21 protein-coding genes are annotated in these 25,273 nt (G+C 61.2%); 12 read left to right on the top strand and 9 right to left on the bottom strand.

Going from position 1 to position 25,273, the window contains the following annotated elements; genetic code table 11:
* Positions 1-8 precede the first annotated feature (8 nt).
* Entirely contained in the window at positions 9-1,772 is a 1,764-nt protein-coding gene (gene tssF, locus D8767_RS15175; protein ID WP_028699153.1) for a type VI secretion system baseplate subunit TssF, read from the bottom strand.
* A 291-nt stretch (positions 1,773-2,063) separates the two neighbouring features.
* Between tssF and tssM the strand changes: the two genes are divergently transcribed.
* Complete coding sequence (gene tssM / locus D8767_RS15170) at positions 2,064-5,738, top strand: type VI secretion system membrane subunit TssM (RefSeq protein ID WP_016715316.1); 3,675 nt, start codon at positions 2,064-2,066, stop codon at positions 5,736-5,738.
* Between the two features lie 69 nt (positions 5,739-5,807).
* Here tssM and tssK read toward each other — a convergent pair whose 3' ends face one another.
* Genes tssK through D8767_RS15155 form a run of 3 tightly spaced genes read right to left on the bottom strand, consistent with a single transcriptional unit; the run spans position 5,808 to position 8,483 of the window.
* Complete coding sequence (tssK, locus tag D8767_RS15165) at positions 5,808-7,145, bottom strand: type VI secretion system baseplate subunit TssK (RefSeq protein ID WP_016715315.1); 1,338 nt, start codon at positions 7,143-7,145, stop codon at positions 5,808-5,810.
* 28 nt (positions 7,146-7,173) lie between these two features.
* On the bottom strand, positions 7,174-7,923 hold the full coding sequence (gene tssJ, locus D8767_RS15160; RefSeq protein WP_016715314.1) for a type VI secretion system lipoprotein TssJ: 750 nt from the start codon (positions 7,921-7,923) through the stop codon (positions 7,174-7,176).
* A complete protein-coding gene (locus tag D8767_RS15155) occupies positions 7,920-8,483 on the bottom strand; it encodes an FHA domain-containing protein (RefSeq protein ID WP_122048337.1) in 564 nt (187 codons plus the stop codon). The genes tssJ and D8767_RS15155 overlap by 4 nt, the downstream gene beginning before the upstream one ends.
* Here D8767_RS15155 and D8767_RS15150 point away from each other — a divergent pair.
* A protein-coding gene (locus D8767_RS15150) for an IS3 family transposase (RefSeq protein WP_122048320.1) occupies positions 8,482-9,638 on the top strand; the annotation gives its coding sequence in 2 pieces (ribosomal slippage) (positions 8,482-8,740 and positions 8,740-9,638; 1,158 coding nt in all). The two genes, D8767_RS15155 and D8767_RS15150, sit on opposite strands and share 2 nt — an antisense overlap.
* Positions 9,639-9,706: 68 nt before the next feature.
* Here the strand turns inward: D8767_RS15150 and tssG are convergent.
* From tssG to D8767_RS15135, 3 genes are all read right to left on the bottom strand, one after another.
* Positions 9,707-10,717 (bottom strand): type VI secretion system baseplate subunit TssG, encoded by a 1,011-nt coding sequence (tssG, locus tag D8767_RS15145; RefSeq protein ID WP_016715312.1) that lies wholly within the window; start codon positions 10,715-10,717, stop codon positions 9,707-9,709.
* Positions 10,718-11,081: 364 nt separating this feature from the next.
* Positions 11,082-11,993 (bottom strand): LysR substrate-binding domain-containing protein, encoded by a 912-nt coding sequence (locus tag D8767_RS15140; RefSeq protein WP_016715311.1) that lies wholly within the window; start codon positions 11,991-11,993, stop codon positions 11,082-11,084.
* A gap of 16 nt (positions 11,994-12,009) precedes the next feature.
* Positions 12,010-12,666, bottom strand: a complete 657-nt coding sequence (locus D8767_RS15135) for an HAD family phosphatase (protein ID WP_016715310.1) — start codon at positions 12,664-12,666, stop codon at positions 12,010-12,012.
* Between the two features lie 91 nt (positions 12,667-12,757).
* Between D8767_RS15135 and lexA the strand changes: the two genes are divergently transcribed.
* The 4 genes from lexA to D8767_RS15115 are packed head-to-tail and all read left to right on the top strand — an operon-like array spanning position 12,758 to position 18,497.
* A complete protein-coding gene (gene lexA, locus D8767_RS15130) occupies positions 12,758-13,375 on the top strand; it encodes a transcriptional repressor LexA (RefSeq protein WP_016715309.1) in 618 nt (205 codons plus the stop codon).
* Positions 13,375-13,995 (top strand): translesion DNA synthesis-associated protein ImuA, encoded by a 621-nt coding sequence (imuA, locus tag D8767_RS15125; protein ID WP_016715308.1) that lies wholly within the window; start codon positions 13,375-13,377, stop codon positions 13,993-13,995. The genes lexA and imuA overlap by 1 nt, the downstream gene beginning before the upstream one ends.
* Before the next feature lie 6 nt (positions 13,996-14,001).
* Entirely contained in the window at positions 14,002-15,420 is a 1,419-nt protein-coding gene (locus D8767_RS15120) for a DNA polymerase Y family protein (protein ID WP_028699158.1), read from the top strand.
* Positions 15,417-18,497, top strand: coding sequence for an error-prone DNA polymerase (locus D8767_RS15115; RefSeq protein ID WP_016715306.1), 3,081 nt, complete (start codon positions 15,417-15,419; stop codon positions 18,495-18,497). Before D8767_RS15120 ends, D8767_RS15115 begins: the two co-directional genes overlap by 4 nt.
* 46 nt (positions 18,498-18,543) lie before the next feature.
* Here D8767_RS15115 and D8767_RS15110 read toward each other — a convergent pair whose 3' ends face one another.
* Both D8767_RS15110 and D8767_RS15105 read right to left on the bottom strand, forming a co-directional pair.
* Complete coding sequence (locus D8767_RS15110) at positions 18,544-19,365, bottom strand: aldo/keto reductase (RefSeq protein ID WP_016715305.1); 822 nt, start codon at positions 19,363-19,365, stop codon at positions 18,544-18,546.
* Positions 19,353-20,258 carry a LysR family transcriptional regulator gene (locus D8767_RS15105; protein ID WP_016715304.1) on the bottom strand — a complete coding sequence of 302 codons (906 nt, stop codon included), beginning with the start codon at positions 20,256-20,258 and terminating at the stop codon, positions 19,353-19,355. The genes D8767_RS15110 and D8767_RS15105 overlap by 13 nt, the downstream gene beginning before the upstream one ends.
* Positions 20,259-20,396: 138 nt before the next feature.
* Here D8767_RS15105 and D8767_RS15100 point away from each other — a divergent pair, with 138 nt between their 5' ends.
* The 6 genes from D8767_RS15100 to D8767_RS15080 all read left to right on the top strand — a co-directional run bounded on the left by D8767_RS15100 (position 20,397) and on the right by D8767_RS15080 (position 25,266).
* Complete coding sequence (locus D8767_RS15100) at positions 20,397-21,095, top strand: CoA transferase subunit A (RefSeq protein WP_016715303.1); 699 nt, start codon at positions 20,397-20,399, stop codon at positions 21,093-21,095.
* 35 nt (positions 21,096-21,130) lie between these two features.
* The gene (locus D8767_RS15095) at positions 21,131-21,787 is read left to right on the top strand and encodes a CoA transferase subunit B (protein ID WP_012272371.1); all 657 of its coding nucleotides are present in this window, start codon (positions 21,131-21,133) and stop codon (positions 21,785-21,787) included.
* Positions 21,788-21,979: 192 nt separating this feature from the next.
* A complete protein-coding gene (locus D8767_RS15090; protein WP_016715302.1) occupies positions 21,980-23,398 on the top strand; it encodes a short-chain fatty acid transporter in 1,419 nt (472 codons plus the stop codon).
* Positions 23,399-23,474: 76 nt separating this feature from the next.
* Positions 23,475-24,017 carry a helix-turn-helix domain-containing protein gene (locus D8767_RS15085; RefSeq protein ID WP_016715301.1) on the top strand — a complete coding sequence of 181 codons (543 nt, stop codon included), beginning with the start codon at positions 23,475-23,477 and terminating at the stop codon, positions 24,015-24,017.
* Positions 24,018-24,267: 250 nt separating this feature from the next.
* Complete coding sequence (eppA, locus tag D8767_RS28760) at positions 24,268-24,444, top strand: EPS-associated small membrane protein EppA (RefSeq protein WP_016487266.1); 177 nt, start codon at positions 24,268-24,270, stop codon at positions 24,442-24,444.
* 264 nt (positions 24,445-24,708) lie between these two features.
* Positions 24,709-25,266 carry a polysaccharide biosynthesis/export family protein gene (locus tag D8767_RS15080; RefSeq protein ID WP_016715299.1) on the top strand — a complete coding sequence of 186 codons (558 nt, stop codon included), beginning with the start codon at positions 24,709-24,711 and terminating at the stop codon, positions 25,264-25,266.
* The last annotated feature ends 7 nt before the right edge of the window (positions 25,267-25,273 follow it).

Here is a 25,273-nt window from a genome sequence, read left to right as displayed (position 1 = left end):
CCTCCTGGTCACATTACCGGTTGCCGCCCGGTCCGGGCGGGCCATAGCTGGCGGGTTGCGTTGGCGGTGTTGACGATCTGCAGTTGATGAAAGGAGTTACTGCTCGCATATAGCGTCATGAAGTGAGAGAGCACGTTGCCGAACAGCTGTACCTCGCCCTCGCACTCGAAGCCCTCAGGGTCGATGTGCAGGGTGGTGCGCATGCCGCGCACGGGCAGGCCTTTGACCAGCCAGTCGTAGGGCTCGCTGCGCACTTCCTTGATGGCGTTGAGACGTTGGGAGGTCCTGCGTGCCTGCTGCAGGTCATGCGTACCGATCAAGTCGTAGGCCCGCAGCACCGAGGCGAGGGCGGCCGGGGAGGACAACGACAGGTTGTTCAAAGCCAGGTTGGAGATCAGCGCCCAGTGGCACTCATCGTGGCCGCCGCTTTGCAGCATGGGCGGGTAGCTGCGCGTGGGCGGGGTCAAGTTGCGATAGGTGACGTAGGAGGGGGTGTCCTGGGTCGTCAGGTCGATCTCGCCCGCCTTCAGTTGTTGGGGCCGGGCGCCGTTGCTGCACGTCAGGTCGATGCTCAACTCTTCTTGTTGGCCCTGGTAGGGCGACAGGTTGTGGTGCACCAGGCGAATAAGGTGTTGCACCTTGTCGTTGATCGGTTCCTGCTCGATATCCAGCTTGTAATAGCGGGTAGGTATCGGCTCGCCCAGCGGGAAATCACGGTGCAATGCCTCGAAGGGCTTGAAGTCCTGCACATGATCGTTCGACTTCAGGCGCTGGCTGCTGACCCGATCGATGCTGAAGATCTCGTCCTTTTGGCTACCCTGGCGGCCTACGCGTATGGGGGCACGAATCGCCTGTCCATTCAGCGGGATGGGCTCGGCCGGGCAGCTGAACAGGTTGATGGCGGGGATGCAGTTGAGCAGGACCGTCGTTTGATCGATCTGGATGCCGGGCGGCAAGGGCGCGTTGAAGCGCAACTCCAACTGGATGTGCTCGGCGGCTTCATCGGGCCAGTAGCCCGTCAGGCCTTCAATGCGAAAGCCATGAAAGCGTTCAGGGAAGCAGAAGAACTCCTGCAGGATGCGGTAGCCGTCCATGTGCTCGCCCGGGCTTGGCAGCAGGGCTTCATCGACTTGAAATCCTACGAAGGTCACGGAAGGCGGCAGAACAAAGCGGTGCTGGCCGATGTGCAGGTAGAGTTTGTCCAGGTGCTGTGACAGCCACTGGTAGAGGTTCAGCGCATTGCGGTTGCCCCCGGCCAGATGAAACTGCAGGTGGTCGCATTTCATACGCCGCAGCGGTTGTTCGGACAAGGCAGCGAGGCGGATGCGCACCACGGGCGCTTCGGCACTGGGCTGGGTTGTAATGCTGCGGATCTCCAGCGGTGCTATGGCCAGCGCAGCACAGGTACGGAATTCGCAGCTGACGCCATCAATGGGACGGGAAAAAACAGGTGTGCCCTTGGGCAGCACCTGGGTTTCACTCAGTGCGTGATCGACTGGCTGGAACTGCATCAGGGTCAGGCTCGGCAGTGGGCGCAGCGCGTTGGGGTAGAGCTGCTGCAGCAATGGGTGCGTCAGTTCGGGCAGATGGTCTTCGATCTTCATGGCCAGGCGGGCGGTCAGAAAGGCGAAGTGCTCTATCAGGTGCGCACTGCCCGGGTCTGAAGCGGTGCTGCCGAGGAAAGGCGCCAGGCGCGGATCATCCTCGACAAAGTCGTCACCCAGCTCTCGGAGCGTCTGCAGTTCTTGCATGAACCAGTCTTTAAACGTCATGTTTATTGTTTCGAGCGCTCTACTTAAGGATGTTGGTCCGATTCAATGAAACTTGATCGGTTTAATGTGTAGGAATGTTCCTACAGTCTCGCGAATTAGTTGCTATGGTGTGATGCGTGCCTATTTATTATTTATTGCAGGTCGTTGCGCCTCGTCTCCAGAAAAAGTGTTAGCACTTATTTCTTTTGGTGAACATTGATAATTAATTTCGGGTGCTGCTACTGTCGTCTGTAATTCGTGCCCTGAGCGTGCGTCAATTAATCGAAAATGCAGTCGGTAAGGTTTGCCGCTATGAAAGTGAAAAAGGACAATCTGCTGCGTGGTTTATCGCTGTTGCAGCGCCAGGCAAGGCCCATAGTTGTTTTCACCCTATTGCTCTGTGTTGCAGTCGCAATGGTCGGGCTATGGTGGTGGGGGCCTCAGTGGCAATGGCGTGGCCTGCAGCCGCTGGCAGAGCTGCCAGTGCGCATTGCCGTCACGGTGCTGCTCTTGGTGCTGCCCTTGCTGGTGTGGAGCGCGCTGGTGCACCGACGCCATCGCTCGATCGTGCGTGAGCAGCAGCGGCAGCGTAGTGAGGTGGAAGACCCCTGTCTGGTTTACCTGCAGGCACAACAGCGAGCCCTCGATAGCAGCCTGGACCGCCTGCGCGATAGCCAGGGCGGTCGCGGGCATCGCTACGATGTGCCGTGGTACCTCATTCTGGGGGAAGAAAACACGGGTAAGTCGAGTTTCGTCAGCCGCTCGGACCAGCGCTTTGCCTTGGCCCGTACCGAGCATGGCTCGGCTCAACGGGCGAGCATCGATCCCGAGCTGGTGTTCGATGTTGGCTGGTGGCTGGGCGACGATGCGGTGCTGATTGATCCGCCTGGCGAGTTCATCAGCCAGCCGGAGCGCTCTGTGCTTGCACCTGCCACCGTGCAGCCTCAGTCAGAGCCAGAAGAAGGCCGGGACGAGTCGTCCGTGCCTGCGGAATCAGCTGCGCCCCTGGCGCTTAAACCAGCCGATTCACCAGGGCTTCCGGTAGGCATTGAACGCCGGTTGTGGCGGCACTTGATCGGCTGGTTGGGGCAAAACCGCAGTCGACGGCCGCTCAATGGGGTTGTGCTGTTGGTGGATATGAGCAAGCTGTTTACACGGGCCGAAAAGGAGCGGCGTGACCTGGCCTTTGTGTTGCGTGCCCGCCTGACGGAATTGGGTGGCGAGCTGGGCACTCGCTTGCCGCTGTACGTGGTGATGAGCAAGTTCGACCTGCTGGAGGGGTTCGAGGAGTTGTTTGCCAAGCTCCCTGCGCGTGAGCGAGAACAGGTGCAGGGCTTTACCTTCACGTTGGCATCGGTGAAGAACTTCGACGCCTGGATGGACGAGCTTGGCAAGGCTTACCAACGTTTCATCGAGCACCTTGGGGATACGCTGGTGTCCGCCATCGAGGCGATGCCGCCTGCGGCTCGCAAGCGCGTTTACGCGTTGCTCAGGGAACTGAGCGGTGGCCATAAGATGTTGCTGCGTTTCCTTGGCGACGTGCTGGGCAGTGATCGTTACACCACACCAGCGCTGGTACGGGGGCTTTATTTTTCCTCGGTCTATCAGCGTGGCGAGGTACGTAATTTGCTCGCGGATGCCTCTGCTCGCGCTTTCGCTTTCAGTGCGCCAGCGCTGACGACCAAGCCCCAGGGGGCTTCTGTGGTTTACTTCGCACAGCAACTGTTGCAGCGTGTGGTTTACCCCGAGGCTGGCTTGGCCGGTGATAACCAGAGGGTCGTTGAGCGCAAAGCCCGGCTACTCAGAGGAGGCTCCGTCGCCGCGGGTGTATGTGGGGTGGTCATGGCCGGTGGCTGGTTGTACTTCTATAGCGTCAACCGTGACAAGGCAGAGCATGTGTTGGAGAAAAGCCATGCGTTTACCACCAGCACCGATGCCAAGAGTGACCTGACCGGGCGCAAACTACTGGCCCCGCTGGATGAAATCCGGGATGCCGTGAGCCTGTACGGCGATTACCGCTCAGGTTGGACGGTTCTCACAGACATGGGGTTGTACCAAGGTAAAGCCATCGGACCACAGGTGGATCAGGCGTACCTGAATGCACTGGCCCGACGCTTTCTGCCGGCGATTGCAGGCGGTCTGGTTGTGACCATCAAGCAGGCGGATCCCGGTAGCGACGAGCAACTGGCTGCTTTGCGCGTGTATCGTATGATTGAGGACCGCGACAATCGCCGGCCAGAACTGGTTGAGCAATGGATGGCCCGTGAGTGGCAAAAGGCCTATCCGGGTCAGGGCCAGTTGCAAGCCGCACTGATGCGCCATCTTCAATACGGCCTGGCTTACGCCGATGTCGAGTTGCCAGGCTACCAAGGTGTGGTGACCGAGGCGCAACAGCAGTTGCGCAAGCTGCCCTTGGCCCAACGTGTTTACATCGGCCTGAAGCAGCAGGCCCAGGAGCAATTGCACGGTGAGCTGGATCTGCGTAATGAGATCGGACCAGCCTTCGATATCGTCTATGAGCCGTTAGCCGAGCGAAACCACCAGGCGGCGGTCGATGGCAGCTTGTCGCTACCGCCATTGCTCACGGCGAGTGGCTACCGTGATTACTTCGACCCGCACAGCCAGAACGTGGCCGACCTTGCCCTGATTGATCAATGGGTGCTGGGCGAACGGCGTACCCTCGACTATTCCGACGTGGACCGACAGGCGCTGACCGAGCGCCTGCGCGCCTTGTACAGCGCCGACTACATTGACAGCTGGCGGCGAGTGTTGAACCAGTTTTCGGTCACCGAATTCACCGACCTGCCCCATGCTTTAAGTGTTTTGGAACAGATCACCGGCCCGGCCGCGCCGATGCGCCGATTGCTGGAAACCGTGCGCGGCAACACGTTGATTTACCCTCTGCCCGGGGATAACGAGCAGGAGCCGCAAGCCAATCAGCAGGGCCGCGCGCAGGCCATGGGGATTTACCGCTCATTTGCAGGGCTTTCGGGGATGCTCGATGTACAGGGTGACAAGCCTTCGTACTACGACGAAACCCTTCAGGCGGTCAGTGCTGTCTACGATTATGTGAAAGCAGTGCAGGATAATCCGAATCAGGGCAAGGCTGCGCTGGCAGTGGCCCTGAGTCGCTTCTCTGAGAAAGAACCTGACCCCATCCGCAACCTGCAGCGCATCGCCAGGGGTTTGCCGGAACCTGTGAACCGGCATGTTCGCCAACTGGCGGATCAGACTTCTCAGGTGTTGATGGTCGTGGCCCTGCGTGAACTGGAGCAGCGCTGGGACGCGGAGGTCTACAGCGTCTACCAGGAGCGGTTGGCTTCACGCTACCCCATCGACCCAACCGGGTCGGATGTTTCGCTCAAGGATTTCGAGGCGTTCTTCAGCCCTCAAGGTCAGCTCAAGCGCTTCCAGGATCAGTACCTCACGGTGCTTCTCAAAGACAACCTCAGTGCGCTGTACTCCAGTGCGGATGAAGGCTATCTGGTTCGGCCCGAGGTTATGCAGCAGCTCAAGCAAGCGGAAGCAATCCGCAATGCGTTCTTCGACAATCGTGGCGAATTGAACGTGAGCTTTGGCCTGGAGCCAGTGGCCATCAGCAGCGGATTGCGTGGCAGCGTCTTTGGTGTGGATGGGCAGTTGCAGGCATTTGCCGACAAGGGTAAAGCCCCTATCGGAATGACCTGGCCAGGCCTTGTCGGGGAGGGCGGGCATAGCCGGGTCAGCCTGGTGCAGGCTGTCGGCACCACGGTCAGCCTGGGCTACCAGGGGCCGTGGTCGTTCTATCGTCTGCTCAGCCGCGGTGAGCTGAATGCACGCACTCAGACCAGCGTCGATTTGAGCTTCAGGATTGCCGGTGATTCGGCGCGGTACAAGTTCCATGCTACAGATGCGAACAACCCCTTCACGCGTCGGCTGTTCGCCGGGTTCGCATTGCCGCAGCGGCTTTTGCGCGAAGAGGTTGGCAGCGAAGTGGCGCAGCGGTAACAGCCCCAGCAATGAAAAATCCCGATGCCAGTACGGGATCGGGATTTTTCATTTGGCTGCTCCGAGGGTTTAATCCGGCCTGATCGCCCAGAACTGCATCTCAAGGTTCGGGAACTCCCCCGCGACGTGGAAACCAAAGCCGCTCGCGTGCTTGTACTGCTGCCAGGATTCATGCTGACGGTCGAGCTCGAAGTATACAAAGCCGGAGTGATGCGGCAGGTAGCGGGGTGTTACCAGCTGGGGGATGAGCGGTAAGCCGGGCATCTGCAGCTGCACGAAGTTGTGCAGCTGCTCAAGCGGGGTGACTTTGCCCTGCTGCTGGAACCGCTTGCGCAGATCGTCACCGGGCAAGTCGGCCCGCACAGCCAGGATGAACGTCGCCTCTTCCAGTAGCTTACGCTCATGCAGGGTTGCGGTTAGCTCACCGTACCTTTGCTCCTGGATCGGCAGCGAAACGGCCCGTGGCTGCAGGATCGTGCTCAGTGACCGACGCAGGGTTTCTTCCAGTACATGGAAAGAATCTGCGAGATTGTCGTGCTGGTAGGCGGGGTAGTCTATGGGTAGGCGGCCATCATCGGTGAACGTCACCAGCTCACCACAGGCCTGACCTAACGCAATATGCAGCTGCTCGGGGTGTACATGACGGCGACGTGCGAGGTGGTGGAAATAGGGGTGCAGGCGATTCAGCACCTGTAGCAATGCGAAATCGGTGACATCGGCGATGCCGGACTGGCCGGGTGAACAGATTCGTTCGGAAAGGTTGCGTGCTCGTTCGCGTATGAGCCCTGTGGCTTCCTCGAGGAACCTCAGCAGGGCGGGGGCGCCTTTGAGAGAGAGGCTGGTGGGGTAGAAGTGCTGATCGAGCATCACACTACCGTCGGGACGTTTGTCCAGGACCTTGGCCAGGGCCAGGCAACTGTAGTTACTGTTGTCGTCATCCTGAAGTTTGAGCTGCAGGTTCGGAATCGCGACATCCAGGATCATCGAGTCGCCGCTGCCGCCGTGGTTGTCCATGACGGGAACACCTTTGGCGATGAAGCGGCCGTCCAAACCCTCGCTGTCGGGCCAGCGCACTTCGGTCGCGCCTGGGGCATGTAAGGGAAGGCTCAGGTAGACTTCCTTGTTTGCGGCGCCTGAGGGGATTTCCAGCGGTGCAGGTGCTGGCAGGTCGCCGGGGATGTCGAAGACGGTGCCGTCGGGCATCACGCCACGGGCGCGGATGATGGCGATTTTGCCGAAACTCAGGTACTCGGCATTCAACTCCAGCTCGCTAAACCCATAGAATGCGTCGTTCAAACTGGAAATACGTTGCTGCAGTGCCGATTCGGCGGCGAAGGCCATCTGCTGGAAGTGCTGGGGTTTGACGAACAGGCCTTCCTTCCACAGTACAGCGTTACGTGAACTCATCGGGTACTCCTTCTTTGATTGGGCGTGGTCACTGGCTTCGGCGAAGTTCGCTGTCCTTACGCAATTCAACGCTGTTGTTTTCGAAATAGATGTGCACCGTGTGGTTGTACCCGCGGGGTTTGATACGTATCGCATCCTTCCACTTGCTCTGTGGAGCATCCAGACGCGCCACTACCGCGATATAGCGGGTGCGTTCGTTTATTTCTTCAGGCTCGATGAACTTGAAATGGCCCGGCACCAGACGGTAATCGTCAACACGGATCAAAGTGGTACCCAGCGCCTTCTCCAAGTCCTTTTCGACCTGCTCGTAAGTGGCATCCAACAACAAAGAATCATCCCTGAGCTGAAGCACTTTGAACGCAATGGAAGCGGGTGACTGCTGCTGAGGTTGGTCAGGGGTTTCGGGCATCACAGTTTGCACTGCCATGTAGCTGGCCAACTGCGCAGGCGCATTGGGTGATGTGTGAGGGTTGTGGTGCAGTTGTTCAGCCAGCGCACTAACGTTGTCGGTCAACTCAATGGCATCCGAGGCATTGAGAGTGACCCCCAACCGGGAGGAATGATCGGGTTGCGGTAATGGCTCGCCCAAGGCCCCATGCGCTGAACTGACTGCAGCGGGTGGATCAGCCGCATTGAGGCTCAGCGCGACATGGCTGATTTCATTGTTGGGGCCGCCGATAGAGAGCGTCGGATCCACCAGCACCTGGTACGCCCTACTCATTGACGTGCAGCCGCTAAGTGCCAGGCAGGCCAGTAATGCACCTATGTGCTTGCTCATCGCCTCTCCTTGCCGAAAATTTCAGCAATGGAAGGGTCAACCCGGGCCTGCGCAACACGGTCCAGATAGGCCTGTGGATCGAGTTCGTCCATTGGCACGGGCTTCAAGGCTTGAAACATGGCCAACTCGTCGGTAGCCGGTGTGCCGAGTACCTGCAATGGACACAGGCGTTGTGTGGCCTGAAGAGCCGAGAGCGGGTTGTTGGCAGAGAGAGGCTCAGGCTTTTCCTCATCCTCGCTGCACAAGCGAATGGCAATTCGGTAATCCCCGATTTGAAGCTTGTCGTTGTGCCTGAGACGGACAGGCGTGTCCGATAGCAGTGCGGTACCACAGCCGTTCATGTAGCTGTTGCCGCTGTGGTCAATGATGCAGAAGTGGCCTTCATGCCAGCTGATCTCGCAATGCACCGGCAGGATGCGTGCGTCGCGATCGTGCAGCCGCCAGGTAGCCTCAGTGCCGAGCGTGCCACCCGCTTTGTCGAAACGATGCTGTGGCTCGCTGATCTTGCCCAGTCCCAGTGGACACCCCGTTAAGCGATAAACTGCAACGAGGTGAATCATGGCAAGACAAGCAACCCCAATGAAACAGACCCGCACCCGCCATTCCCAAGCCTACAAGGACGAAGCGCTGGCTTTGGCCGAGCGCATTGGCGTCAGCAAGGCTGCCGAACAGCTCGGCCTGCATGCTTCCCAGCTCTACGGCTGGCGGAGCAAGAAGCACCAGACTCAGGCCGGCAGCGAGCGCGAGCAGTCGCTGGCCGACGAGAATGCCCGACTCAAGCGGCTGTTGGCCGAGCACGCCGAGGAGCTGGCCATCGTAAAAAAGGCCGCCGCGTACTTTGCCAAGAGCCTCAAGTGAAGTACGCCTTCATGAGGACTCATACCGCGCATTTCTCGATCCAGGCCATGTGTCGCGTGTTGGGCGTTGCCCGCAGCGGTTACTACGCTTGGTGCTCTCGCAGGCCGTCAATCCGCCAGCGGCGAAGAGCCGAACTGGATCGGCAGGTCGCTCAGGCATACAGCGCACGCAAGGGCCGCAGCGGGGCTCCACGGCTGTGCCACGACCTGCGGGAAGCCGGCCTACCCTGCAATCGCAAGACGGTAGCCGCCTCGATGCAACGGCAAGGACTGCGTGCCAAGGCCGCCAAGAAGTTCAAGGCCACGACCAATTCTCAGCACTCCCTGCCAGTGGCAGAGAACTTGCTCAAGCAGGATTTCAAGGCATCTGCGCCAAATCAGAAATGGGTGGGTGACATCACCTACCTGCATACGGAGGAAGGCTGGCTGTATCTGGCAGTGGTCATCGATCTGTATTCACGGATGGTGATCGGCTGGGCCATGAACGAGCGCATGACGGCCGACTTGGTTTGCGATGCCTTGCACATGGCGCTGTGGCGACGTAGGCAGCCTAATGACGTGATCGTGCATAGCGACCGCGGCAGCCAGTACTGCTCAGCGGCTTACCAGGAGCTGATCCGCGCCCATCACTTGCGATGCAGCATGAGCGCCAAAGGCAACTGCTACGACAATGCCTGTGCAGAGAGCTTCTTCCACAGCCTGAAGGTCGAGTGCATCCACGGCGAGCGCTTCACGAGCCGCGCCCAGATGCGTGAAACCGTGTTTGAATACGTCGAAACCGATTACAACCGCCAGCGGCGACACAGCACGCTGGGGCACATCAGCCCAGAGACCTTCGAGGCCAGGATGTGTGCTTAAACCCGTGTCCACGGCTGCTGGGCAAGATCAAACGGCCAGAGTGAGATTAGGTGAGGGGACGTGTGGGCTCATGCGCGTACCGTGATGCGAACAGGGGGAGGGGTGGGGTCATTGCGGTCAGCAATGAAGCTGGTCCAACCCAGGTGAGAGCCATGCTCTGCCCGGAGGCTGAAGGGTGGTGCTTCCTCGGCGCGCATGCGCAACTCCAGGTCATACGCCCCGACATCCCGAAGCAGAAAATCCACCAGCCGGGTCAGACGGTGGAAGTTGTCACCGCTGGGGAGGAACTTGCGAAACTGCTGCTGATCCAGACCCGCGACCACAAGGGTGAATTTGCTGCTGCGTGACTCGGTGCTGCCGCCCAACAGGAAGTTATTGTTGAGCGAGCAGTTGCGTGAGCCCAGGCCATTGCGCTGGGCGTGAGGAATCAGCACCGTGCGCTTCTCGAACTCACGAATGCTGACCTGCTTGAGGTCAAAACAGTGCGCGATCATGCCGGCCACCATGCCCGGTGAGCGGCTACGGCTGGCGATCATCCCTGCAAAGCCAAGCAGGCGGCTCCAGGGCAGGGGGGTAGCGCCGCGCAGGGCTGAATCCTCCAGGCCGATCAAGGCAAAGATATAGCGGGAGAAACCGTCCTTCGCACCCGGCTGGAAGCGCCGGTAGTAGCGGTATTTGCGCCAGCCCTGATGCAGCAGGGTATGCAGGCGATGGTTGAAGAAGTTGAGGTACGCCGGGCGTAAACCGATACCCTGTGCGTGCTCATAGGCGATGGCATCAAGGTAATAGGTGGGCAGCGGCGAGTCGGTGCCATGCAGGCCCAGAAAGCTGGCCTGGATGCGGTAGCGATCAGCCTTCAGGTGGTCGGCGCTCAGCACATCGGCAACGGGGAAGGACAGTTTCGGTGAAACTTCCAGTCGTAACCGTCGGCGTGTTTCATGGGACAACGGACGCTGTTCCAGATCGTCACCGTACAGCTGGTGTACCAGTTCAAGAAGCTGAAAGTAAGAATATTGATGAGCATTGCGTAGAATGATGTCGGCTTGTGACCGGCGTATTTCTTCTTCAGAGTTATCCATTGGGTACTGCTCATTGAGAAAAAACCAATGCCTTCCGTGGCGTTAGTTGTCACGTATTGCAGCGCGTTCCAGGGCTATGCGTTTACTCGCTATGGTTAAATAGAGTAAGTTCGTTTTGTAGGAAAATTCCTCTGGGTGATGATTTTGATAATCTTGTTGATTGTCTTCTGAGTTTCAGTGTGCTTCAGGAACATGCACTTTTAACTGTTTCTCTGTCGACACTGGAAGTGTAAGGAAATGTGTGAAGTCGGCTGTAGAGCACATGCTTCGAGAGAAGCTCTGGCTGAGTGGGATGTGCGAGAGATCGCACAGGTGCATGTGACGGTTATTTCGAGTTGGTTGGTATGCCAGTGCTCAGTGCGTTTTAGCGCTCCAGGCTGTACATCCGGCACTCCGCCAGCAACGCCAGCAGGTTCGGCTCCCGCTCCCGGGCTTTCAGAAACACCACACCGATATGCTGCTGCAAGCGATATTGCGGCTTCAAGGCAATCAACCTGACGCGGTTCTCGTATACCGCGGCGATGCGCCCGGGCAGCAGGGCAAAGCCCACCCCCGAGCTGACCATGCTCAGCAATGTGAAGATATCGTTCACTTGCATGGCCACCTTCGGTTCAAAGCCGGCCTGCTGGAATACCCGTGCGCCATCGCGGTGGGTGGCGAAGCCCTGGGTCAGGGTAATGAACGTGGAGTCGGCCAGGTCGGCCAGGTCCACCTCGGCCTGCTCGGCGAAAGGCGAGTCGGTGGGGACCGCGAGGAAGATGTCATCGGAGAACAGCGGCAATTGCTCGCAGGCCGGGTCGCTGACGCTTTCGTCAAGGGAGACCAGAATGGCCTCCAGTTCGTGGTTCTTCAGGCGCTGCAGCAAGTCGATGTTGGAGCCCAGGGTGAGGTCGATGTTCAGTTCGCTGCGGCGCAGTTTCAGGCCCATGACCAGCTTGGGCACAGTCTTCACGGTTAGCGAATAGAGTGCGCCCAGGCGGAAGCGCTCAGCATAGAAGCCGGCGGCCTCACGGGTCTGGCGCACCATCTGCTCAGCGTCCTGGATCAGCTGTCGGGCCTTCTTTTCCAGCACGTAAGCACTTTCCAGCGGGATCAGCTGGCGGCCTTCGTGCTTGAACAACGGACAGCGCAGGGCGCTTTCCAGTGAGTGGATGGCGCGATGCACACTGACCGCACTGGTGGACAGCTCGGCAGCGGCGCGGCCGAGGTTGCCGGTGCGCATGAAGGCGAGGAAGGTTTCTAGCTTTTTGAGGGTGAGTTCTTCGTCGATCAGCATAGGCGGCCTTGGGCGGTCATTGCATGGATTCGATCAATGCCCACAACGCCGGGTCATCGAAGTCATTCACAACCAGCCTGGCCCCCGCCGCCAGCAATCGCTCCGGCGTCTGCGTCGTGGCCACGCCTACGGTGAAGATTCCTGCGCCACTGGCCGCAGCCACGCCTGGTAATGAATCCTCGAAGGCCAGCGCTTGCGCGGCTTCGGCGCCCAGCCGCTGCAACCCGGTGAGGTAGGGCAGCGGGTCTGGCTTGGGCCGTGCCAGTTCCTCGGCCACCAGCACATGCGCGAAGCGCTGGCCAAGGCCCATGGCATTCAACATGTGCTCGGCATTCAGCCGTGGTGCGTTGGTGACCACGCACATGCCGATGCTGCGCGCCTGGGCATGTGCCAGCAAGCGCAGCAGGCCTGGCATTGGTTCAAGGGAAGGCGACATGTCGCGGAACAGCGCTTCCTTGCGGTCGGCCAGCGCCTTGCACTGTTCGGCGCTGGCGTCGCTGAACAGCTCGGCGAACAGCTCGCCGTTGGCGCGGCCGCTGACCTGGGCATCGAACTGCGCCTGGCTAAGCTCGCGGCCATCGTGCTCACGCAGCAGCTGGCGAAAGGCTTGCAGGTGCAGGGTATCGGTGTCGGTGAGGGTTCCGTCGAGGTCGAACAGCAGGGCGGTCAGCATGAGATATCCAGATCAAAAAACACAAGCCAGGGGATCATAACCAAAGCTTGCGACAAAGGGGGCTGTTCAGCGCGCCCCGAAAAGAGTACAAATGTGCTCCATGGACAATCTAACCCCCAAACGCCGCGCCATTTTCGAATTCATTCGTGAGCGCATTGCCGACCATGGCCAGCCGCCAAGCCTGGCTGATATCGCCACGCGCTTCGGTTTTGCCTCGCGCAGCGTCGCGCGCAAGCACATCACTGCCCTGTGCCAGGCCGGCTACATTGATGTCACGCCGAACCAGGCGCGGGGCATCCGCCTGGCTGAACCGTTGCGCCGGCCAGAAATCCTCGAAGTACCGGTGCTGGGCCAGGTGGCGGCAGGTGCCCCCATCGGCCCAGACCTGGGCATTCACGAACAATTGCTGCTCGACCCCAGCCTGTTCCGCCGTACACCGGATTACCTGCTGAAGGTGCGTGGCGACTCAATGATCGACGACGGCATTTTCGACGGTGATCTGGTCGGCATTCTTCAGCAGGCCGACGCCCGCGATGGCCAGATCGTGGTTGCGCGCCTTGACGGTGAAGTCACCATCAAGCGCCTGCAACGCAAAGGCAGCCATTACCGGCTGTTGCCGCGCAACCCGGCCTACGCGCCCATCGATGTGAAGCCTGACCAGGAGTTCTTCATCGAAGGCGTGTTCTGCGGCTTGCTGAGGCGTGACTGATGGGCGCGGTGGTCGACCTCGACAGGCTGCTCGACCAGCGCCGGGTATGGCGCGGGCGGCAGGCTCAGGCGCGGCCACTCGGGTTGCAGCCCACCGGCCATACGGCCCTTGACGAGCGCTTGCCGGAAGGCGGCTGGCCAGTGGCCGCACTTAGCGAGCTGTTGCTGGCCAGCCCCGGTTGTGGCGAATTGCAGTTGCTGTGGCCAACCCTGGCCCGGCTAAGCGCTGACGCCAGCCGCGTGGTGCTGGTGGCACCGCCGTTCATTCCGTATGCACCGGCCTGGCAGGCGGCGGGGGTGGACTTGCGCTGGCTGGTACAGGTGGATGCCGAACCCGCCGATGCCCTGTGGGCCGCCGAACAGTGCCTACGCTCGGGCAGTTGTGCGGCGGTGCTATGCTGGCCGGAACGTGCCGATGACCGCGCCCTGAGGCGCTTGCAGGTGGCCGCCGAAACCGGTCAGGCACTGGCATTCGCCTGCAGGCCGCAGCAGGCGGCGCACAACCCTTCACCTGCAGCGCTACGCATTGCCGTTGACACGCGCCCGGCGCAATGGCGTGTGCTGAAGAGCCGTGGCGGCATACCGCCAGCGCTGCCCATCGCCTGCCCGGGCCGGGGCTGATGCACCATGCTCTGGGCCTGCATCCTGCTGCCGCAGCTGGCGCTGGACACCGTCCTGCGTGAGCGTGACGACCCTGATACGCCTCTGGTGCTTGTTGGCGGGCCTACCCAGCGGCGTGTGGTGCAGGCCGTCAATCCGGCGGCCGCTGCACTTGGCTTGCGGGCCGGGCAAACCCTGACCGCAGCGCGTGCCCTGGCGGATGGCTTCATCTGTGTCGAAAGCGACCCCAAGCGCATCGAGCAGGTGCAGCAGTTGCTGGCGGCCTGGGCCTACCGTTTCAGCGCCCAGGTCAGCGTGCATTACCCTCGGGCGCTGTTGTTGGAAGTAGGCTCCAGCCTGCAACTGTTCGGCCCGTGGCCCTTGTTCGAGGCGCGTCTGCGCCAGGAGCTGGTAGACCTGGGCTTGCGCCAACGCATCGTCCTGGCCAGCAACCCGGTGGCGGCACGTATGCTCGCCAATGGCCACGACGGTTTGGCGGTGAGCGATGCTCAAGCAACTCGCGCAGCGTTGCTGGCCATGCCCATCACGCGAATCGGCTTGCCGGCAGAGGCTGCCGAAGCCTTTGCCCGCATGGGCTTGCGTCAGCTGGGCCAGGTACTGGCCTTGCCGCGCGATACCTTGGCCAGGCGCTTTCCGGCCCAGGTACAGCTGCACCTCGACCAGTTGCTCGGCCTGCGCAACCTGGGGCTGGACTTCTACCAGCCACCGGACCGTTTCGAAACCCGGCTGGAACTGAATTTCGACGTTGAATCACACCAGGCGCTGCTGTTCCCGCTGCGGCGCATGCTCAACGATCTGGCGGCATTTCTCGCCGGGCGCGACTGTGGCGTACAGCGCTTTTGCCTGCATCTGGAGCATGCCGAAGGGCCGGATACCCTGCTCAAGGTGGGCCTGCTGGCGGCTGAGCGCGATGCTGCGATGCTGTTCGAGCTGGCCCGTGGGCGCCTGGAGCCACTGCGTATACCTGCACCGGTGCGCAACCTGCGGTTGGTCGCCGAAGACCTGCCGCCCTTCGTGCCGCAGCATCAGCCGTTGTTCGACCCGCGTGCTCAACAGGCGCAGCCCTGGGCGCAATTGCGTGAGCGGCTGCGCGCCCGCCTGGGTGATGAGGCCGTCAAGGGGCTGAGCGCGGCTGCAGATCACCGTCCTGAATGCGCCTGGCAACTGGCAGAGCAGGGCGTACAAGGCAACATGCCGGTTGCCCCGGGCAGCCGCCCAGGTTGGCTACTGCCTGCACCGATGGCGCTGGATGATGCCGGCTATCGGTTGCAGGGCCATGCCGAACGCATCGAATCGGGCTGGTGGGATGGCGGCGATGTGCGCCGCGACTACTACCGCATCGAAACCCGTGAGGGCCTGCGTGGCTGGGCCTACCGCGACCTGGGCCAGGCCGGCCCGCTGTGGTTGCAGGGCTGGTTTGCATGAGCACGCCGGGTTATGCCGAGCTGCATTGCTTGTCCAACTTCAGCTTCCAGCGCGGAGCATCGAGTGCCGAGGAGCTGTTCCGCCGTGCAGCTGAACAGGGTTACCAGGCGTTGGCGATCACGGACGAATGTACCCTGGCCGGTATCGTGCGCGCCTGGCAGGCCGCCAAGGCGCATGGGTTGCGGCTGATCGTCGGCAGCGAGGTGCAGTTGCACGACGGCCCCAAACTGGTGCTGCTGGTCGAAAACCTGGCCGGCTACCAGAACCTGTGCGCACTGATCACCCGTGCCCGTCGGCGGGCAGAAAAGGGTGAATACCAGCTTTTTCGTGACGACCTGCAGCTGCACGGTCAGGGCCTGCTGGCCTTGTGGGTGGCCGATGACAGTGACGATACGGCCACCGGCGAGTGGCTGCGCGGTGTGTTCGATGAGCGCCTGTGGCTGGCGGTGCACCTGCACCGTGGCCACGACGATGCCATGCGCCTGCAACGCTTGCGGGCACTGGCGGCCGATGTGGGGATCCGCGCCGTGGCATGTGGCGACGTGCACATGCATGTGCGCGGCCGCCGTGCCTTGCAGGACTGCATGACTGCCATCCGCCAGCATTGCCAGGTGGCCGAAGCCGGGCGTTTTCTGTTTGCCAATGGCGAGCGGCACTTGCGTAGCCTGGCGCAACTGGGCGAGCTGTACCCGTTCGACCTGTTGGCCGAAACCCTGGCCATTGCCCAGCGCTGCCAATTCGACCTCAGCGAGTTGAAGTACCAGTACCCCCGCGAATTAGTGCCCCAGGGCCACACCCCGGCAAGCTGGTTGCACGCGCTGTGCGAGCAGGGCCTGCCGTTGCGCTGGCCGCAGGGGCCCAGTGACAAGGTACGTGATGTGCTGGCCAAGGAACTGGCGCTGATCGAAGCGCTGGGTTACGAGAGTTACTTCCTGACCGTGCACGACATCGTCGCCTTCGCCCGCAGCCAGCGCATTTTGTGCCAAGGGCGTGGCTCTGCTGCCAACTCGGTGGTGTGTTTCGTGCTGGGCATTACCGAGCTCGACCCCATGGAGCACCACCTGTTGTTCGAGCGTTTTCTGTCGCGCGAGCGCAACGAGCCACCCGATATCGACGTGGACTTCGAGCACGACCGGCGCGAAGAAGTGATCCAGTATGTGTTCCGCCGCTATGGCCGGCACCGTGCCGCGCTGACTGCGGTGGTCAACACTTATCATGCAGCGGGTGCGGTACGGGATGTGGCGCGGGTGCTGGGTTTGCCAATGGATCAGGTGGATGCCCTGGCCAAATGCTGTGGCCGCTGGAGCGACCGCATACCCGACGACCAGCGACTGGCAGAAGCCGGCTTCGAGGCCGGCAGCCCTTCGTTGCGCCGGGTGCTGGTGCTGGCGGGTGAGCTGATCGGCTTCCCTCGGCACCTGTCGCAGCACCCGGGTGGTTTCGTCATTTCCCAGCAGCCGCTCGACCAGCTGGTGCCGGTGGAGAATGCGGCAATGGCGGAACGCACGGTGATCCAGTGGGACAAGGACGACCTGGACATGGTCGGCTTGCTCAAAGTCGACGTGCTGGCGCTGGGTATGCTCAGTGCCTTGCGCCGTTGCTTCGACCTGCTGCAACGCCACCGTGGCCGGCAGCTGACCTTGGCGACCATCCCCAGCGAATGCCCGGCCACCTACGCGATGATCAGCCGCGCCGAGACCATGGGTGTGTTCCAGATCGAGTCGCGTGCGCAGATGGCCATGCTGCCTCGGCTGCGGCCCCGAACGTTCTATGACCTGGTCATCGAAGTGGCCATTGTCCGCCCCGGGCCGATCCAGGGTGACATGGTGCACCCCTACTTGCGCCGGCGCCTGAAGCAGGAGCCCGTGACCTACCCGTCGCCGCAGCTCAAGGCAGTCTTCGCACGGACCTTGGGCGTGCCATTGTTTCAGGAGCAGGTGATGGAACTGGCCATGGTCGCAGCCGACTACACGCCGGGCGAGGCCGACCAGCTACGTCGCAGCATGGCGGCATGGAAACGCCACGGTGGCCTGGAGCCGCACCGCGAACGGCTGGTGCAAGGCATGCTGCGCAATGGTTACGAACTGGCGTTCGCTGAGCGCATCTTCGAGCAGATCAAGGGCTTTGGCAGTTATGGTTTCCCGGAGTCGCACGCGGCCAGTTTTGCCTTGCTGTGTTATGCCAGCAGCTGGCTGAAGTGCCACGAGCCGGCAATCTTCACCTGCGCGCTGGTCAACAGCTGGCCCATGGGCTTCTACAGCCCGGACCAGTTGCTGCAGGAGGCGCGCCGCCAAGGTATCGAGGTGCGCCCCGTCGACGTTTGCCACAGCGACTGGGACTGCACCCTCGAACCTGATGCTCAAGGTGCGTTGGCCATTCGCATGGGCTTGCGGCTGGTGCGTGGCCTGGCCGAAGCCGATGCCAGGCGCGTGCAGCAGGCGAGGGCGCAACGGCCGTGGCGCGACGTCGAAGACCTTTGCCTGCGTGCTGGCCTCGACCAACGCGCCCGTGCCCGTCTGGCTGATGGCGGGGCGTTGCGTACCTTGGCCAGCGACCGCCATCAGGCACGCTGGCAGGTGGCGGCGGTGCAGCCGCAGTTGCCCTTGTTCGCAGAGGTGGAAGCGGCGCCTGAAGCCGCAGTTGATTTGCCTGTGCCAAGCGTGGGTGAGGACCTGATGGCCGATTACCAAACCTTGGGCACCACGCTCGGGCCGCATCCGCTGGCCTTGTTACGTTCACGCCTGAGGGCGTTGGGGTGTCGCAGTTCGAGTGAGCTGCAAGGTGTCGCGCATGGCGACACGATTGCCGTAGCCGGGTTGGTAGTCGGCCGCCAGCGGCCGCAGACTGCCAGTGGCGTCACCTTCGTCACACTGGAGGATGAGCACGGGATGGTCAACGTGGTCGTGTGGCGGGAGCTTGCCGAGCGGCAACGGCGGGCGCTGGTGGGGTCGCAGCTACTGAAGGTCAGTGGGCGGCTGGAGCAGGAGGAGGGCGTGAGGCACCTGATTGCGCGGCGACTGGAGGATGTGAGCCCATTGTTGCAGGGGCTGGATGTGCGCAGCCGCGACTTCCATTAAATGATTGGGGCCGCAAAGCAACCCCAAGATGCTCAAGACTGGGTGCTTATACCATCGCCAACCGCTGCTTGCGCGTCGGTGCCGGGAACGCCCGGTCTATCGCTCGCAGGTCTTCACTGTTCAAGGTCAATAAACCCGCAGCAGCATTCAGCCGCACATGCTCAGGTGTCACGGCTTTGGGGATGGCGATCACCCCGTCGTTGCGGGTCACCCAGGCCAGGCTGACCTGGGCCGGTGTAGCACCATGGCGCTCGGCGATTTCTGCCAGCACGGGGTGCTGCAACAAGCGCCCGGCCTGAGCCAGCGGGCAGTAGGCCATGATCGGCAGCGCACGTTTTTCGCACCACGGCAGCAGGTCGAACTCGATGCCACGCTGAGCCGGGTTGTACAGCACCTGGTTGGTGGTACAGTCAGGGCTGTGCAGTTCGCGCAGGTCGTCTACGTCGAAATTGGACACGCCCCAGCGCTTGATCTTGCCTTGCTCGCGCAAGCGCTCGAATGCATCGACCGTTTCTTCCAGCGGGTGCTGGCCACGCCAGTGCAGCAGGTACAGGTCAATGCAGTCGGTCCCCAAACGCGTGAGGCTGCGCTCGCAGGCAGCTGCCATGCCGCGTGAGCTGGCATTGTGCGGGTACACCTTGCTGACCAGAAACACCTGGTCGCGGCGCCCCGCAATGGCCTGGCCAACCACTGTTTCTGCACCGCCTTCGGCATACATCTCTGCCGTGTCGAGCAGGGTCAGGCCCAGCTCGATGCCCTGTTGCAAGGCCGCCACTTCTGCAGCTTTGCGGCCAGGGTCTTCCCCCATATACCAGGTGCCTTGGCCAATGGCCGGAACGCTCGAACCTGCCAGTTTCACGTAACGCATTTCACCTCCGGGATTCGGGTATTGGAATGCAGAACCTCAAGCAGCGCCTGCGCTGCGGTGGAAAGCTTGTGTTCGCTAAGGGCAATCACGCCGATGCGCCGCTCGACCGTGGGCTCAACCAAGGTCACGCAACGGGCGCCCAGCTCCTGCATCTGGTTGATGCACAGCGCCGGTACGGCACTGACCCCCAGGCCGCTGGCGACCATGCGGCCGATGGTCGCCAACTGGTGGCTTTCGAAGGCCACGGCCAGTTTGCCGTGCTGGGGGGCCACATTCTGCTCCATCAGCAGGCGCACTGCCGAAGGACGTTGCAGGGCGACGAAGTCTTCGGCCATCAGCTGTGCCCAGCTCACCTCGGGCAGCAGTGCCAGGGGCGAGTCGGCAGGCACCACCGCGACGAAACGGTCCATGTATAACGGGTGGAAGTCCAGCCCGTCGATGTTGTCCGGCTCGAAGCCGATGCCCAGTTCGACGCGGCGATGGCGCACCAGTTCCTGCACCTGTTCATTGATCACGTCATGCACGGTGACGTTGACCTTGGGGTAGCGTTGGCGAAACACCTTGAGCGAGTGGGGCAGCAGGTTGCCGGCGAAGGCCGGCATGGCTGCCACCGCCACGCGGCCGAGTTGCAAGGTGAAGCGCTGGCGCAGCATCTCCTCGGTGTCGTCCCAATCGGCCAGAAGCCGCCGTGCCAGTGGCAGCAGCACTTCGCCTTCGGCGGTCAGGCTGACGCTGCGCGTGGTGCGGCTGAGCAGGGCACCGCCGAGGTTTTCTTCCAGCGCCTTGATGGTCAGGCTGAGAGCGGGCTGTGACACATGCAAGTGCTCTCCGGCCTGGGCAAAGCTCTGATACTTGGCCACGGCGACAAAAGCACGCAGTTGCTTGACGTTCATGACGGGCCTTTTTTGTTTTGTAAAAGTTATCAATCGATGACGAAAACAAAATTAACAAATCAGTCGCTTACGGTGAAGATGTCTGCACACGCTCACCGACAGCTTCGTCGGTTCAACAACTACAAAAGGCGGATCAGCATGGCCGGACTGGACAAGCGCGTTGCAACCTATGAACAGGCCCTTGAAGGCCTGACCGACAACATGACGGTACTGGCCGGTGGTTTCGGCCTGTGCGGCATCCCGGAAAACCTCATTGGCGAAATCAAGCGGCGCGGCGTCAAGGGCCTGACCGTGGTTTCCAACAACTGCGGCGTCGACGGCTTTGGCCTGGGCGTACTGCTGGAAGACCGGCAGATCCGCAAGATGGTCGCTTCCTACGTGGGCGAAAACGCCGAGTTCGAACGCCAGCTGCTCAGCGGCGAGCTGGAGGTGGAGCTGACTCCGCAGGGCACCCTCGCCGAGAAAATGCGCGCAGGAGGTGCCGGTATTCCGGCGTTCTACACCGCCACCGGGTACGGCACCCCGGTTGCCGACGGCAAGGAGGTGCGCGAGTTCAAGGGCCGCAAGTACATCCTTGAAGAGTCCATCACAGGCGACTTCGCCATCGTCAAGGGCTGGAAGGCTGACCACTACGGCAACGTGGTGTACCGCAACACTGCGCAAAACTTCAACCCGCTGGCAGCCACCGCCGGCAAGATCACTGTGGTCGAAGTGGAAGAAATCGTCGAGCCAGGCGTGCTGTTGCCCAGCGAAATCCACACCCCGGGCATCTATGTGGACCGCGTTATCGTCGGCACCTTCGAAAAGCGTATCGAAAAGCGCACTGTCAAGGCCTGAGCGCCATCCACCAGAACAACAAAGAGATCCTGACCATGGCACTGACCCGCGAACAGATGGCGCAACGCGTCGCCCGTGAACTGAAGGACGGCTACTACGTGAACCTGGGTATCGGCATTCCGACCCTGGTAGCCAACTACGTACCCGCCGACATGGATGTGATGCTGCAGTCGGAAAACGGCCTGCTCGGCATGGGCGAATTCCCGACCGAAAGTACGATTGATGCCGACATGATCAACGCCGGCAAGCAAACCGTCACCGCCCGCCGCGGTGCCTCGATCTTCGATTCGGCGCAGTCGTTCGCCATGATACGAGGTGGCCACGTCGACCTGACCGTACTGGGCGCCTTCGAGGTGGACGTGCAGGGCAACATCGCCTCGTGGATGATCCCGGGCAAACTGGTCAAGGGCATGGGCGGTGCCATGGACCTGGTGGCTGGCGCCGATAACATCATCGTCACCATGACCCACGCCTCCAAGGACGGCGAGTCCAAGCTGCTGCCGCAGTGCAGCCTGCCACTCACCGGTGCTGGCTGCATCCGCAAGGTGCTGACCGACCTGGCCTACCTGGAAATCGAAGACGGCGCCTTCATCCTGCGCGAGACCGCACCAGGGGTAAGCGTTGAGGAAATCATCGAGAAAACCGCCGGCAAGCTGATCGTGCCGGATGATGTGAAGGAAATGACCTTCTAATCACTCGCTATACACCGCCCCCTGTAGGAGCGGCCTTGTGTCGCCAAAGGGCTGCAAAGCAGCCCCGCGATTTCGGCCTCGACGCTGAGATCAGGGGCCGCTTTGCAGCCCTTTGGCGACACAAGGCTGCTCCTGCGGGGGTTTTGTGTTTTTGCTGATTTATCCGATAAAACCAATAAAAGGAATTCAACTGTGGCCGCTGAAATCCAAGACAGCCGCTCCGCCCGCTTTGCCTTGCGTTGTTCCAACTGGGCGGAACGCTGGTTCCCCGATTCCTGGGTGTTCGCCGCGCTGGCGGTGCTGCTGGTGTGCATCGGCGCGCTGGCCATGGGGGCCAAGCCGACCGACACCGCCAAAGCCTTTGGCGATGGCTTCTGGAGCCTGATTCCGTTCACCATGCAGATGGCCTTCGTGGTTATCGGCGGTTATGTGGTGGCCAGCTCGCCGCCTGCTGCACGGCTGATCGACCGCCTGGCGCGCATCCCTGGCAATGGTCGCTCGGCAGTGTGCTGGGTGGCGCTGATCTCGATGTTGGCCTCTTTGCTCAACTGGGGCCTGTCGCTGGTATTCGGTGGGCTCCTGGTACGCGCCCTGGCACGGCGCACCGAGCTGAAAATGGACTACCGTGCCGCAGGTGCTGCTGCCTACCTGGGCCTGGGCGCGGTATGGGCACTGGGCCTGTCGTCATCGGCGGCTCAACTGCAAGCCAACCCGGCCAGCCTGCCCCCTTCGATCCTGTCGATTACCGGGGTCATCCCGTTCACCGAAACCATTTTCCTCTGGCAATCCGGCGTAATGCTGGCGGCGCTGGTGGTGGTGTCGCTGGTGATTGCCTACGCCACGGCCCCTGGGCCAAACAGTGCACGCAGCGCCGAAGACTGCGGTGTCGACCCCAGTTTCACCGCGCCACCGGCACCGCAACGTACCCGCCCGGGTGAGTGGCTGGAGCACAGCCCGATCCTGATTCTGCTGCTGGTGGCCCTGGCTGCTGGCTGGCTGTACCAGGAGTTCGCCACTAAACCTGCGATCACGGCGATTTCCGGGCTGAACACCTACAACCTGTTGTTCATCATGCTGGGTGCCTTGTTGCACTGGCGCCCACGCAGCTTTCTTGACGCCGTAGCGAGAGCGGTGCCGACTACCACCGGAGTGTTGATCCAGTTCCCGCTGTATGGCTCGATTGCTGCCATCCTTACCCAGGTCAAAGGTGTGGATGAGCAGACCCTTGCGCATCACATCTCGCTGTTCTTCACCCAGATCGCCACCCATGACACCTATGCCGTGCTGATGGGCGTGTATTCGGCGGTGCTGGGCTTCTTCATCCCTTCGGGCGGTGGCAAGTGGATCATCGAAGCGCCTTACGTGATGCTGGTGGCCAACGACCTGCAGTACCATCTGGGCTGGGCGGTACAGATCTACAATGCTGCCGAAGCCCTGCCGAACCTGATCAACCCGTTCTACATGCTGCCGCTGCTGGGCGTGCTAGGGCTCAAGGCGCGCGACCTGATCGGTTTTTCCTTCGTCCAGTTGCTGGTGCATGTGCCGTTGGTGCTGGTGTTGCTGTGGGCACTAGGTACGACGCTGCAGTATGTGCCGCCGGTAATGCCGTAGCTAACGGGGCTCTCAGGCTTGGCGTCAGCTTTCAGACGCGTATCATGGCTGCCTCAGCCTGGGAAACCCGCGTCACATGTCTATCCGATTGAAACTGCTGCGTAAGAAACTGGGGATGACTCTGGAAGTGCTGGCCGAAAAGACCGGCATGACCAAGAGCTACCTGTCCAAGGTCGAGCGTGGCCTCAACACACCTTCGATCGCAGCCGCGCTGAAGCTGGCGCGGGCGCTGAACGTCAATGTTGAAGAGCTGTTCGCCGAAGAACAGACAGGGGCGAGCCGCTACAGCCTGGTGCGCCATGGCGAACGCCAGGCGTTGGTCGGCGATGGGCAAGGGCCGGGGTATGCGGCCCTCACCAGCCAAGTGGGGCAGCGCAGCCTGTTGCCGTTCCTGATCCAGCCGCCTTCCGAATTCACTGACCCCACGTTCAAGGAGCACCAGGGCGAGGAGTTCCTGTTCGTGCATGCTGGCCAGGTCGAGGTGGATTTCATGAACGAGCGGGTGCTGCTGGAACAGGGCGATGCCCTGCATTTCAACGCCCAGACACCCCACCGGCTGCGCTCGGTGGGTGCGCAGCCGGCGCAGCTGTTGGTCGTGGTTCACCACGCGGACGAATGAAAAGCCAGGGGCGTGCGGCACGGCCCCATGCCTTCTCGACCGTGATGCACAGCGTCCATTCCGACAGCGTACGGTTGCACATTCTGCATGTCGGTATTTTGACGATACCGCCCATCGCCCATTGAATTTTATTATGGTGTCGGATCATTGACGCAGTGTCATTGTGCCCATAAGCTCAATTCAACAGCGAAACAACTCCCGCCACACCACGCCAATAACTAATTGATTTTCCTGTTTTTTGGAGGGGCGTATGCGCACGACTCTGATTATCAAATCGATGTTTTTGCTGGTGTTGCTGAGTGGTGCCGCTCGCGCAGCAGATTCGTATGTAAATCAAAACAGTATCATTCCTGTTTCAACCGCAGGCTGGTTGTTGGCTTTTGCTGTTGTGGGTTTTGTGCTGGTGGCTAACAGAAGAAAGATCTGAACCTGCTCGGCACGTTTATAAAGTACAACGCGTTGCCCCAAGCCTTGGGCCTGGCTTGTGAATTCCCCAACCGTTGCTATATTCCCATTAGCCCATGAGGCCCACGGTTGCAGCATGTTGCAGCCCTCGTATACAGCGTCAAGGTAAAGGCCTCCAGGAAGGTAGGGGCCATCGCGGCGGATGTCGGTCGCGAAGCGGAGCGAGAGTTGGTGTGCTGTTCTCATTCAGTGCTCTTTGTCGGGCCATTTGGCCGGAGGGACCCTCATGAAGCGTTCGTTGATTGCCGCATTCTGCATGCTGACGGTATGGTCTGGCGTGGGCAACGCCGACCAGAGCAGTGCGACTTACCTGCTCAGCCCCGGCGATGTCGTCATGGTTTCGGTGTGGCAGGAAGACAGCCTGCGTCAAGAAGCCACCGTACTTCCCGATGGCAGTATTACCTTCCCCCTGGCCGGGCGCATCGATGTTGCCGGGCTGGATGTCACGGCGGTTGAAAAGCAAGTCGCTGCCAAACTCGAAAAGTTCCTCCCCGACCCGAACGTCAGCGTTGTCGTCAAGAGCATCGCCGGCAACCTGGTCTATGTCCAAGGCAAAGTGATCAAGCCGGGCCCGGTACAAATGGCAGGCCCTACGGCGGTGCTTCAGGCCCTGAGCATGTCGGGCGGCCTGGACAAGTTTGCGGACGAAAGCGAAATCAAGGTGGTCCGTGGCACTGGCGCTTCCCAAAAGATCCTGCCCGTGCGATATAAGGACCTGGTGTCTGGGCGGGACATGTCCACCAACATCCAACTTCAGGCTGGCGACACGCTGGTCGTTCCTTGATCTTGCC

The organism is Pseudomonas sp. LTGT-11-2Z, assembly GCF_003691445.1.
Taxonomy (GTDB): Bacteria; Pseudomonadota; Gammaproteobacteria; order Pseudomonadales; family Pseudomonadaceae; genus Aquipseudomonas; species Aquipseudomonas monteilii.
This window is presented reverse-complemented; position numbering and strand designations above follow the sequence as displayed.

Bases quoted from the DNA above. Each gene is read 5' to 3' on its own strand.
- tssF (WP_028699153.1), bottom strand. From the start codon at position 1,772: ATGACGTTTAAAGACTGGTTCATGCAAGAACTGCAGACGCTCCGAGAG.
- tssM (WP_016715316.1), top strand. From the start codon at position 2,064: ATGAAAGTGAAAAAGGACAATCTGCTGCGTGGTTTATCGCTGTTGCAG.
- tssK (WP_016715315.1), bottom strand. From the start codon at position 7,145: ATGAGTTCACGTAACGCTGTACTGTGGAAGGAAGGCCTGTTCGTCAAA.
- tssJ (WP_016715314.1), bottom strand. From the start codon at position 7,923: ATGAGCAAGCACATAGGTGCATTACTGGCCTGCCTGGCACTTAGCGGC.
- D8767_RS15155 (WP_122048337.1), bottom strand. From the start codon at position 8,483: ATGATTCACCTCGTTGCAGTTTATCGCTTAACGGGGTGTCCACTGGGA.
- tssG (WP_016715312.1), bottom strand. From the start codon at position 10,717: ATGGATAACTCTGAAGAAGAAATACGCCGGTCACAAGCCGACATCATT.
- D8767_RS15140 (WP_016715311.1), bottom strand. From the start codon at position 11,993: ATGCTGATCGACGAAGAACTCACCCTCAAAAAGCTAGAAACCTTCCTC.
- D8767_RS15135 (WP_016715310.1), bottom strand. From the start codon at position 12,666: ATGCTGACCGCCCTGCTGTTCGACCTCGACGGAACCCTCACCGACACC.
- lexA (WP_016715309.1), top strand. From the start codon at position 12,758: ATGTGCTCCATGGACAATCTAACCCCCAAACGCCGCGCCATTTTCGAA.
- imuA (WP_016715308.1), top strand. From the start codon at position 13,375: ATGGGCGCGGTGGTCGACCTCGACAGGCTGCTCGACCAGCGCCGGGTA.
- D8767_RS15120 (WP_028699158.1), top strand. From the start codon at position 14,002: ATGCTCTGGGCCTGCATCCTGCTGCCGCAGCTGGCGCTGGACACCGTC.
- D8767_RS15115 (WP_016715306.1), top strand. From the start codon at position 15,417: ATGAGCACGCCGGGTTATGCCGAGCTGCATTGCTTGTCCAACTTCAGC.
- D8767_RS15110 (WP_016715305.1), bottom strand. From the start codon at position 19,365: ATGCGTTACGTGAAACTGGCAGGTTCGAGCGTTCCGGCCATTGGCCAA.
- D8767_RS15105 (WP_016715304.1), bottom strand. From the start codon at position 20,258: ATGAACGTCAAGCAACTGCGTGCTTTTGTCGCCGTGGCCAAGTATCAG.
- D8767_RS15100 (WP_016715303.1), top strand. From the start codon at position 20,397: ATGGCCGGACTGGACAAGCGCGTTGCAACCTATGAACAGGCCCTTGAA.
- D8767_RS15095 (WP_012272371.1), top strand. From the start codon at position 21,131: ATGGCACTGACCCGCGAACAGATGGCGCAACGCGTCGCCCGTGAACTG.
- D8767_RS15085 (WP_016715301.1), top strand. From the start codon at position 23,475: ATGTCTATCCGATTGAAACTGCTGCGTAAGAAACTGGGGATGACTCTG.
- eppA (WP_016487266.1), top strand. From the start codon at position 24,268: ATGCGCACGACTCTGATTATCAAATCGATGTTTTTGCTGGTGTTGCTG.
- D8767_RS15080 (WP_016715299.1), top strand. From the start codon at position 24,709: ATGAAGCGTTCGTTGATTGCCGCATTCTGCATGCTGACGGTATGGTCT.